Raw genomic sequence first — 8,979 nt, 5'->3', positions numbered from 1 at the left:
TTAATTATTCTAAACAAGCCGTAAAGTATCTTAGCAAACAGGATAAAATAGCACAAAGGAGAATTATAGACGCAATCAATAAACTGCCAAACGGTGATGTAAAAAAGTTGCAAGGAAGGACTGGGTATCGACTTCGTGTCGGAAATTTTCGTATTATATTTAGTTTTTCTGAAAATATTTTATACATCGAAGAAATTGATAACCGTGGACAAATCTATAAATAGGAGGATCTATTATGAGTGCAATAAAAGAAAGAATTCTAGGCGCAGTGACTATGATGAATGATTCTGACGCAGAAAAAGTGTGGAATTTTGTAATCGAAAATCTCTCTCCAAAATCATGGGACGATATTGAAGAAGTTCCTCCGGATGAATGGGACTTAAAAATGCTTGATGAAATAAATAGAAACCCTGATTGCCATGAATTTGTATCTCAAGAAGATTTGCTTAAAGAATTAAATCTTACCCTGTAAAATTTATTTTACAGAAATAAAGATTATGATGATATGCCGGGAGATGAAAAGATCAGACTGGTAGGAAAAGTGGTCGGGAAGGTCGAATAATAACCACTTCGGCGATTAGATAAATATAGAAACGAGGCGAGAATTTGATTAATATTAGATTGTCTGCAAATGATAAACCTATTCATGTTGTGGCAAGTACGGATAATGAGTTTATATATTTGATCACTTCATATTTTCCAAACACGATCAAATGGGAAGCTGATTTTAAGACCAGAAGGGAGCATAATCTTTGAAATGTATGAAATGCGGTGCAGCGACAGAAAAAGGATTTACGACAAGTGTAACTGATTTGGACAATTGCCTTGTTATTGTTCGCAATGTCCCTTGTTTTAAATGTTCAGAATGCAACGAAGTAATTTATACCGGCGATGTTGTCCAACAACTGGAAGTGATCATTGCTTCTGCTAAAAAATTAATGCAGGAGATCTCCATCATTGATTATTCAAAGGTTGCATAAAAAGAATGCGTGTCGGTGATTACAGAATCATGATGATATTCCGGGAGATGAAAAGGTTCGGCTGATCGGAAAAGTGATCGGGAAAGTTGAGTTATAACCGCACCAGCGATTATATAAAAAGGAGTATAATACATTATGTCAACCATAGAAAAGCTATATCTATCAATAGTAAGCGGTACACAAGACAAAAACACTAAATTTAGGGATTTGCAAAAACTTCTTGATATTTTAGGTTTTGAATGCCGCATAAAAGGGGATCATTTCATATATTCTTATGGTAACCTTAGAGAAAATATAAACATCCAGCCTGACAGCAACATGGCGAAACCTTATCAGGTCAGGCAGATCCGGAACTTTTTGCAGAAATATCAAATCAGATTATAGGAGGTACGCACATGTATAAGTATGAACGTATTATTTACTGGTCAAACGATGATAATGCCTTTATTGTAGAAGTTCCAGAACTTCCAGGATGCATGGCTGATGGCAAGACCGTTGAGGAAGCGATCGCCAATGCAGAAGTTATTATAAAAGAATGGATTGAAGTTACTATTGAACGCGGGCTTGAAGTTCCAGAGCCTAAAGGACGGTTAATGTATGCCTAAAGGAGGACGATTATGTCATTACCACAAAAACAAGTTCTGAATATGATAACATTGTCTGTACGGGTAAAGTGGTAGGAAAGTATTGAAATGTAAACGTAAATTGAAAGGAGTTTATATGAATAATATGGAGGCAATCTATGAATGAACAAGATACTAAAACAAATGATTATGGGCCTGATTATATAGGTAATGTAATACGAATATTAGATACTCAAACTTTAGTGGTAAATGCTGGTGAAGCAAAGTTGAAAAAAGGAGATGAAATCAAGGTTTATACCCAGGTAGAACCCTTGTACGATGTAGATGGTTCTCTTTTATGCATGTATGAATATACAAAGGATACTTTGACAGTTACTGATGTAAATAAGAAGTATTCTGTGTGTCGAAAGATGAAGAAAAAAACTGTTGAATCAAGTATGACCTCCGTTGCAACTATTTTATCCTTGTCCCCGTTGTTTGATGAAAATAAAGAACCGATTCCTTTAAATATCAATGATAACGATATTTCTCCTATTAAAGATTTCAACCGTAAAATACAAATAGGAGATCCTATAAAATTGGCGTAAATTTCATCATTATACAATACTTGTTATGTGGTGTCTACTTGACAAATAAATTTTCTAATGGTAAGATGGATTCGAACAGAGATGGTCGCCGCACAAGGTGACTGGAGAAGCCCTCTTCCCATTATTTGGTAAGGGGGCTTTGACTATTGTGGAGAATTTAACAGATTATGATAAACCTTTTTTGACCTATGAAGAGCAGATGGATCTTATGGAATCAAGAAATATCATAATCCAGAATAGAGATTTTACACGCCGTGCGTTAAGCGGATTGTCTTATTATACAATAATTAACGGTTACAAAAATACTTTTCTATCTCAGATTGGAACTGATAACTTTATTGAAGGAACTAAATTTGATGACTTATATACCCTCCATATGATTGATACCAACTTAAATACTATAATTTTAAAATATATTCTATTTGTTGAAAGGTATTTAAAAACAAAATTATCCTATATTATCTCAGAAAATTACGGTGTTTATACCAATATTGAGGACTTATCCAATTGTAATCCAAAAGATTATCTTTTTCGGGGTAATTATAGCCGAAGTGCATATGGACGAAATAATATTCTTCTTAGAATAAAAGAAACCCTGACTTCAAACCGGATAAATCCGAGCGTTGCTCATTATGCGAATGATAAAAACCATATCCCTGCTTTGATACTAATGACAAACCTTACTTTTGGCTTAGCAATCAAATGGTATAGTATTTTAAAAAACGATGATAAAGCACGTTTGTGTACAGAATTTATTCCTGAATCAGATATTTCGATTTCAGATAAAAAAGAATTTATAACTATTGCTTTTTCTTTACTGCGTGAGTATAGAAATCGAATTGCGCATTCGAATAGAACCTTTAATGTTACAGGTCTTCCTATTCTTCCTAAAAGACAGCTCTTGACATTATCACGCAATGCGTTGTCACCTGATGAATATAACAAAAACTTTGGAAAAAGCGACCTATTTGCTGTTATACTTGTTTGTTTTATACTAATAGATGACCGTTACATATTATCTAACTTTTTAAGAGATTTAATTTATATTCTCGATCCTTATAAAACTATTGTCATGAATAGAAGTACTATATTAAAAATTCTAGGACTTCCAGAGAATTTAAACGACAGGTTAAAGCAACTTTTATTAGAAAAATTTTCCGACATCAATGTTAATCAAAACAATATTGAAAGGACGTGACTACATGCCATTACCACAAAAACAAGTTTACACATCAGAAGACTATTGGAACCTTCCGGACGGCCAGCGTGCGGAGCTGATCGATGGGAAGCTGTATGCCATGGTGCCGCCGAATCGGATACATCAGAAGTTAGTCAGTCGATTAACACAGACCATAGGTTCATTCATTGATTCTAACAAGGGCGCTTGTGAAGTTTATCCAGCCCCATTTGCAGTGAATCTTAATTCGAATGATAAGATATGGGTAGAGCCCGATATTTCTGTTATTTGTGATAAAGATAAGCTGTCAGACCGTGGATGTGACGGAGCCCCAGACTGGATCATAGAGATTGTATCGCCAAGCAGTACCCGGACAGATTGTGCAATCAAATTATTCAAATACCGTACTGCCAAAGTCCGGGAATATTGGATCGTAAACCCCATGAAGAAAGTTGTCCAGACCTATGTATTTGAAGGCGAAGAAGATGCAAACCTGTATTCTTTCGATGATGAAATACCGGTTTACATTTTTAATGATTTGACTATTAAAATCTCTGATTTACTGTAATAAACGAAAACCGCCCCTGCGCCAACAGGAACGGCCTTCACCTTGGTAACCATGTCATGTACAAGTGCACGTGATATAATCCCAAAAATCCAAAAGGATTATATCACACCTGCACCTGTTTTGGCAAGGTGCTATTTTTATACTTATTTTTATATACTGTACAAGGAGCGTGATATGATGTCATACTGTATCTATTTAAGGAAGTCACGCAAGGATCTGGAAGCCGAGCAGCACGGCGACGGCGAAACCCTTGCGCGCCATGAACAAACCCTTCTTTCCCTCGCCAGGCAGAAAAAACTCATTATCGGAAATATTTACCGTGAGATTGTTTCCGGGGAAACCATCGCCGCCCGTCCGGTGATGCAGCAGCTTCTCCATGAAGTAGAACAGGGCTTATGGGACGGCGTGCTGGTCATGGAAGTGGAGCGTCTGGCCAGAGGTGATACCATCGACCAGGGAATTGTCCAAAGGGCCTTCCAGTATTCCAATACACTGATTGTGACTCCGCTGAAAACTTATGACCCGGCAAATGAATTTGACGAAGAATATTTTGAATTTGGTCTGTTCATGTCCCGCCGGGAATATAAAACCATCAAACGCCGGATGCAGGCTGGCCGCTATTCTGCCGCGCAGGAAGGCAAATGGCCGTTCAATGTTGCGCCATACGGCTTCCGCCGTGTAAAGCTGGAGCAGGAAAAGGGCTGGACCTTAGAACTGGATGAACAGGAAGCTCCTGTTGTCCGTCTCATATTTAGCCTGTTTACCGGTCCATCAAGGATCGGCATTACCTATATCAAACGGAATCTGAATCTGCAGGGAATCCGCCCCAGGAAGTCGCAGAAATGGACAGACAGCACCATCCGTGATATTCTCCGTAATGAGGTCTACGATCAAAAAGTCGCAATCGGCCAGCGAAAAGTGACTATGCAGATTGTGGACGGAATGCCGGTCAAGAGCCGCCCCCGGAGCAGCGACTATACGTCCGTAGAGGCCCGGCATCCCCGGATGATCGATCACGAGGTTTTTCTTGAAGCCCAAAGCTATCTCGGACTCGGCGCCCCGAAGCCCCCGGAATCCTACGGCATAAAAAATCCGCTTGCCGGTCTAATTGTCTGCAGCGAATGCAGGCGGAAAATGTACCGCCGCCCGGCCTCCAAAAGTAAAGGCGGCGCCCCCTACGATGTCCTGATGTGCAAAACTGACGGCTGTCCTACGATCGGCAGCAAGCTGGATCTGGTCGAGAAAAAGCTGATAGACTGTCTCTCTGACTGGGTGTCCGGATACCAGATTCACGCTCCGGTACACAAAAGCCTGATTCCGGAAAAAACACAGGTATTAAAACGAATACGTGCGGATCATGGGAAATTAATGCTTCAGAAAGAAAAGCTGTATGATTTCCTGGAAAGCGGTGTGTACACCACGGAAATTTTCCTGGAACGTTCCGGTAGGCTCCAGGAACAGATCCGCCAGTCCGAAGAGCACATCCGGGATCTGGAAGAGGACTTGAAAAAAGAACAGCTGCGTGAAGACAATATCAACAATTTTATTCCTGCGTGCCAGAGCCTGCTCAGCTGCTATTGGGATCTCTCTGATCAGGAACGCAATAAAGCCCTGAGACTGCTCCTGGAATCTGTAGAGTACAGGAAACTCACTAAAAATAAACGCGGCGAAAAGGAAAAAGCCACGTTTGAACTGTCTATAAAGCCGCGGATTCCTCGTAATTAGCGGCTTCTCCCTCATTTCCACCTTTTACGGGATAACGAACTGGCCCATATGGAGATTGTCTGCGCAATCGTTCACCAACTGACCAGAAACCTGTCTCCGGAAGAACTGAAAAAATCCGGTTTCGACAAATATTATGTAGACCACACACTCGCACTTTGGCCCCAGTCAGCAGGCGGGGCGCCATGGACCGCAACCTACTTCCAATCCAAGGGCGATCCGATCACGGATCTGCATGAAGATATGGCGGCCGAACAGAAAGCCAGAACTACCTATGAGAATATCCTCCGACTCATAAAAGACCCGGAAGTATGCGACCCGATCCGGTTCCTGCGTGAGCGTGAGGTGGTGCATTATCAGCGTTTCGGTGAAAGCCTCCGAATCGTACAGGATCATCTGGACAGCAAGAACTTCTACGCATTCAATCCGGCATTTGATATGTCGTCAGACTGCGGATGTAGATAAATAACAGATAAATTCAATGCTGCCGTAGGAGCTGTTGATAAATAGCTCCTATGGCAGCATTTTTGCTCTGACACAATCATGGAATCTATATGATCTCCAACACAATCCGGATCATATCCAGGAACATATCCTGACATCTCGTCTCCCGTCCTTTTTATCATTTGGAAAGCAGATCTTCTGCCACCTCAGCAATGATCTTCTCAAAGTCCCCTTCAAAAATCTTCATTGAGCAGCTGAACATCAGATTGCATGGATAATTAAAATTCTCCACATTACTGCCCGTATGATCCCGGTATTCCTTGTCTGCGCCAAGGTGCGGGATCTTTTCTATCATAGGTGAAGCATCGTCCATATATCCGTACAGTTTCTTACCAAGCTGAAATCCCATTCCGCACTCAAAGCCTACGTCATTGTTTACCTCATATCCACGGTAATTATTTAAATCTGCAACAATCACGTCACAGTTCCTGACATGCTGCTGGAAATTATCAAACAGATTTTGTGCCCACACATAGGGGTTCTCTGTCTCCATCTGCTCCACTCCTGCTGCCCAGTCCACCGGTGAAAATGCCTGCATCCCATATTTTGCGCAGATCTCCTTCATTTTTCCAAAAATTTCCTGCGCATTTTCCTGGTAACGCCCGACTCCTGCCAGGTATACAAGTGGCTTCTCCCCGGGTTTTTCCGTGCGGGCCCTGGAGCGGTCCACATAGTATCCTCTCCGGGCTTTAAATTTACTTTCTTCTTCCTTATCAAGGATCATCATCTGCAGACAGTCCTCGAAGCTGCCCTCCACAATCTTTGTGGAACCAATGATCGTGGGGGCAAAGGGAAGCTGCCCGTAAAACGGATGATTTCCAAATTCATCTGTGACTTTCCCGTCCTGAAGCCTTGTGTTCGGATTTTTCGTGGCAAAACTCCGTTTATCTCTTGTGTAGCCATAGCATTTTGCACCCTTTGCATAGGCCATTCCCAGTTCGTAGACGGTCCCACTGTCCGGCTCCGCCCCTCTGTAGGCCTCCAGGTCTGCCACGATCGCCGTGGTGTCCAGCATGACCTTTTCCAGGTTTGCAAAGATACTGTCCGCCCGCTTCTGCAGATTCGGATTTTCCATATCCAGCGGATCGCTGTTAGGAAGCGTCACCGAAAATCCAAGCGCCTCCGCCCGGGCCTTCATCGCCCCAAGGGCATCATAGCCATACGTGTAAAAACATTCCGGCCCCGCGATGTATAACGCTTCGTCACTAACCAAAGAATACTGATATCTATACATCCTTTTTTCCTCCAATCCTATCAACTCCCGAACCTTCCTCACACAACTTGACCTTCGGCTTTATGTCGGAGCAGCAAAAGTCAAAAGTATCCGGGAGTCTTTAAATTCCTGTTCTTATTTGAGTACCAGCTCCAGCAGCATCTGCAGGAATCTCCCGCAGTCCGCGCTGCATCCCACCTGGATCAGCGGAAGCTGCTCCCATACAAAATGATGTCTCCGGTCAATGACCGTCATCCCCAGAGTCAGCCCGTCCTTTGTCTCCACTCCTACATGGGCCTCCATGGTCTCTACCAGAGTCGGGTCAATGGCGTAGGCCACCGCCATACAGTCAATCACGGTACAGTACGCGTCAAAGCCTCTCTTCTTCACGAAGCGGATCGCATTTGCCAGAAAATCAGCTTCCTTCTTATCACTCTCTTCCAGCCGCTTCACATCCTCATCGCTGAAATTTACATCAAAATAAGTTGCCACATCCAGCCCCAGCGCCACCAGCCTGACGCCGGACTCATAGACCACCTTTGCAGCCTCCGGATCTACATACACATTCCACTCGCTCTGGGGCGTATCTCCGGTCGCGTTTAAAAAGGCATATTTGTTGAGTCCGAACGCACCGGAAATGGCAATGATCTCGGGAATCATTTCCTTGATCTCCGGAGCCTTGATCATGGCCATGGCGATATTGCTCATAGGACCTGTCGCGATCAGCGTCACCTCTCCCGGATTTGCCTTCACCAATTCAATGATCAGATCCACCGCGTCCAAATCTGCCAGCGGCATTGAGGGTTCCGGCAGATAAGCCTCTGCCTGTCCGTCCTTTCCATGGGTAAATGGATCCGGCGGGGATTTGCGGATGATGGGGCCGGCCATGCCGCGGGCAGCGGGAATGTCCGTCCTTCCCAACAGTTCCAGTACCTTTCTTGCATTTTTACTCGTCACATCCACCGGGTAATTTCCATTGACAGTCGTGACAGCCAGTACATCCAGCGCCTCCGACTTGACCGCCATGACAATGGCCATAGAGTCATCCATACCCGGATCGCAATCCAATATGATCTTCTTCATCTTCGTTTCCTTTCCTTATATTAACTGAATCTATCCCAGCGCCCTCTCAGACCGCAGCTGTCAAATATCTGCCGCTGCTGTCTATCTATTTATCACTGAATACCTTCACAAAATATTCTCTGTCCCTGGGCCCGTCAAATTCCAGAAAATAAATTCCCTGGGAACCGCCCAGCAACAGATTCCCTTCATGTACGATAAAGCTGTTTGAAATCCCAAGCAGCGCGGATTTCACATGTCCCGCGGCATCCTGGGGGGTATCATGCTGGTGCTTAAAGTCCACCCTCGTAGGGATCAGCCGGCAGATCTCCTCGTCCAGATCCACAAACCCGTCCGGATCCCACGGTGAAAATACCGTAATGCCCGCCGTAGAATGAGGATTATATACAATGCAGATCCCCTCCTCTACACCGCTCTCTTCTACCGCCTGTCTAACTTCCTTTGTAATATCATATACATCGTTATACTTTGTCTTGATTTTATAATGTTTCAGCATCCTGTTCCTCCTGCCGTCATCCTTCCCCTGTCTGCAGGGCGCCCGTCCCGGAAAACAATGCCTTCCCG

General features: G+C 43.3%; 12 protein-coding genes and 1 pseudogene. 10 read left to right on the top strand and 3 right to left on the bottom strand.

Annotated elements, in window-relative coordinates:
• The 10 genes and pseudogenes from ACTOY7_RS08185 to ACTOY7_RS08140 all read left to right on the top strand — a co-directional run.
• On the top strand, positions 1-224 hold a 224-nt coding region (locus ACTOY7_RS08185), incomplete at its 5' end, for a type II toxin-antitoxin system RelE family toxin (RefSeq protein ID WP_482672665.1).
• An 11-nt stretch (positions 225-235) separates the two neighbouring features.
• Positions 236-472, top strand: a complete 237-nt coding sequence (locus ACTOY7_RS08180; RefSeq protein ID WP_004068358.1) for a hypothetical protein — start codon at positions 236-238, stop codon at positions 470-472.
• Positions 473-761: 289 nt separating this feature from the next.
• Positions 762-980: a YgiT-type zinc finger protein gene (locus ACTOY7_RS08175; RefSeq protein ID WP_482670465.1), complete on the top strand. Its 219-nt coding sequence runs from the start codon at positions 762-764 to the stop codon at positions 978-980.
• A gap of 135 nt (positions 981-1,115) precedes the next feature.
• Positions 1,116-1,364 carry a type II toxin-antitoxin system HicA family toxin gene (locus ACTOY7_RS08170; RefSeq protein WP_004068362.1) on the top strand — a complete coding sequence of 83 codons (249 nt, stop codon included), beginning with the start codon at positions 1,116-1,118 and terminating at the stop codon, positions 1,362-1,364.
• 11 nt (positions 1,365-1,375) lie between these two features.
• On the top strand, positions 1,376-1,585 hold the full coding sequence (locus ACTOY7_RS08165) for a type II toxin-antitoxin system HicB family antitoxin (protein ID WP_004068364.1): 210 nt from the start codon (positions 1,376-1,378) through the stop codon (positions 1,583-1,585).
• A 137-nt stretch (positions 1,586-1,722) separates the two neighbouring features.
• Complete coding sequence (locus tag ACTOY7_RS08160) at positions 1,723-2,151, top strand: hypothetical protein (RefSeq protein WP_016296617.1); 429 nt, start codon at positions 1,723-1,725, stop codon at positions 2,149-2,151.
• Between the two features lie 148 nt (positions 2,152-2,299).
• Positions 2,300-3,349, top strand: coding sequence for an Abi family protein (locus tag ACTOY7_RS08155; protein WP_482670436.1), 1,050 nt, complete (start codon positions 2,300-2,302; stop codon positions 3,347-3,349).
• Positions 3,350-3,353: 4 nt separating this feature from the next.
• Positions 3,354-3,896 (top strand): Uma2 family endonuclease, encoded by a 543-nt coding sequence (locus ACTOY7_RS08150; RefSeq protein ID WP_482672124.1) that lies wholly within the window; start codon positions 3,354-3,356, stop codon positions 3,894-3,896.
• A gap of 174 nt (positions 3,897-4,070) precedes the next feature.
• Positions 4,071-5,621 (top strand): recombinase family protein, encoded by a 1,551-nt coding sequence (locus tag ACTOY7_RS08145; protein ID WP_160280648.1) that lies wholly within the window; start codon positions 4,071-4,073, stop codon positions 5,619-5,621.
• A gap of 36 nt (positions 5,622-5,657) precedes the next feature.
• Positions 5,658-6,083: pseudogene (locus ACTOY7_RS08140) on the top strand (manganese catalase family protein); the annotation flags it as partial.
• A 157-nt stretch (positions 6,084-6,240) separates the two neighbouring features.
• Here the strand turns inward: ACTOY7_RS08140 and ACTOY7_RS08135 are convergent.
• From ACTOY7_RS08135 to ACTOY7_RS08125, 3 genes are all read right to left on the bottom strand, one after another.
• Positions 6,241-7,356 carry a nucleoside 2-deoxyribosyltransferase gene (locus tag ACTOY7_RS08135; protein ID WP_482672123.1) on the bottom strand — a complete coding sequence of 372 codons (1,116 nt, stop codon included), beginning with the start codon at positions 7,354-7,356 and terminating at the stop codon, positions 6,241-6,243.
• Between the two features lie 114 nt (positions 7,357-7,470).
• Positions 7,471-8,418 carry a nucleoside hydrolase gene (locus ACTOY7_RS08130; RefSeq protein ID WP_160280651.1) on the bottom strand — a complete coding sequence of 316 codons (948 nt, stop codon included), beginning with the start codon at positions 8,416-8,418 and terminating at the stop codon, positions 7,471-7,473.
• Between the two features lie 85 nt (positions 8,419-8,503).
• Positions 8,504-8,911, bottom strand: a complete 408-nt coding sequence (locus ACTOY7_RS08125) for a secondary thiamine-phosphate synthase enzyme YjbQ (protein ID WP_300884902.1) — start codon at positions 8,909-8,911, stop codon at positions 8,504-8,506.
• Between the last annotated feature and the right edge of the window lie 68 nt (positions 8,912-8,979).

The sequence above is a fragment of the Schaedlerella sp. genome (assembly GCF_056796775.1).
The sequence above is the reverse complement of the archived record's forward strand: the minus strand, read 5'-3'. Positions and strand labels throughout refer to the sequence as shown.

Coding starts and splice junctions, on each gene's coding strand:
- ACTOY7_RS08180 (WP_004068358.1), top strand. CDS start 236: ATGAGTGCAATAAAAGAAAGAATTCTAGGCGCAGTGACTATGATGAAT.
- ACTOY7_RS08175 (WP_482670465.1), top strand. CDS start 762: ATGAAATGCGGTGCAGCGACAGAAAAAGGATTTACGACAAGTGTAACT.
- ACTOY7_RS08170 (WP_004068362.1), top strand. CDS start 1,116: ATGTCAACCATAGAAAAGCTATATCTATCAATAGTAAGCGGTACACAA.
- ACTOY7_RS08165 (WP_004068364.1), top strand. CDS start 1,376: ATGTATAAGTATGAACGTATTATTTACTGGTCAAACGATGATAATGCC.
- ACTOY7_RS08160 (WP_016296617.1), top strand. CDS start 1,723: ATGAATGAACAAGATACTAAAACAAATGATTATGGGCCTGATTATATA.
- ACTOY7_RS08150 (WP_482672124.1), top strand. CDS start 3,354: ATGCCATTACCACAAAAACAAGTTTACACATCAGAAGACTATTGGAAC.
- ACTOY7_RS08145 (WP_160280648.1), top strand. CDS start 4,071: ATGATGTCATACTGTATCTATTTAAGGAAGTCACGCAAGGATCTGGAA.
- ACTOY7_RS08135 (WP_482672123.1), bottom strand. CDS start 7,356: ATGTATAGATATCAGTATTCTTTGGTTAGTGACGAAGCGTTATACATC.
- ACTOY7_RS08130 (WP_160280651.1), bottom strand. CDS start 8,418: ATGAAGAAGATCATATTGGATTGCGATCCGGGTATGGATGACTCTATG.
- ACTOY7_RS08125 (WP_300884902.1), bottom strand. CDS start 8,911: ATGCTGAAACATTATAAAATCAAGACAAAGTATAACGATGTATATGAT.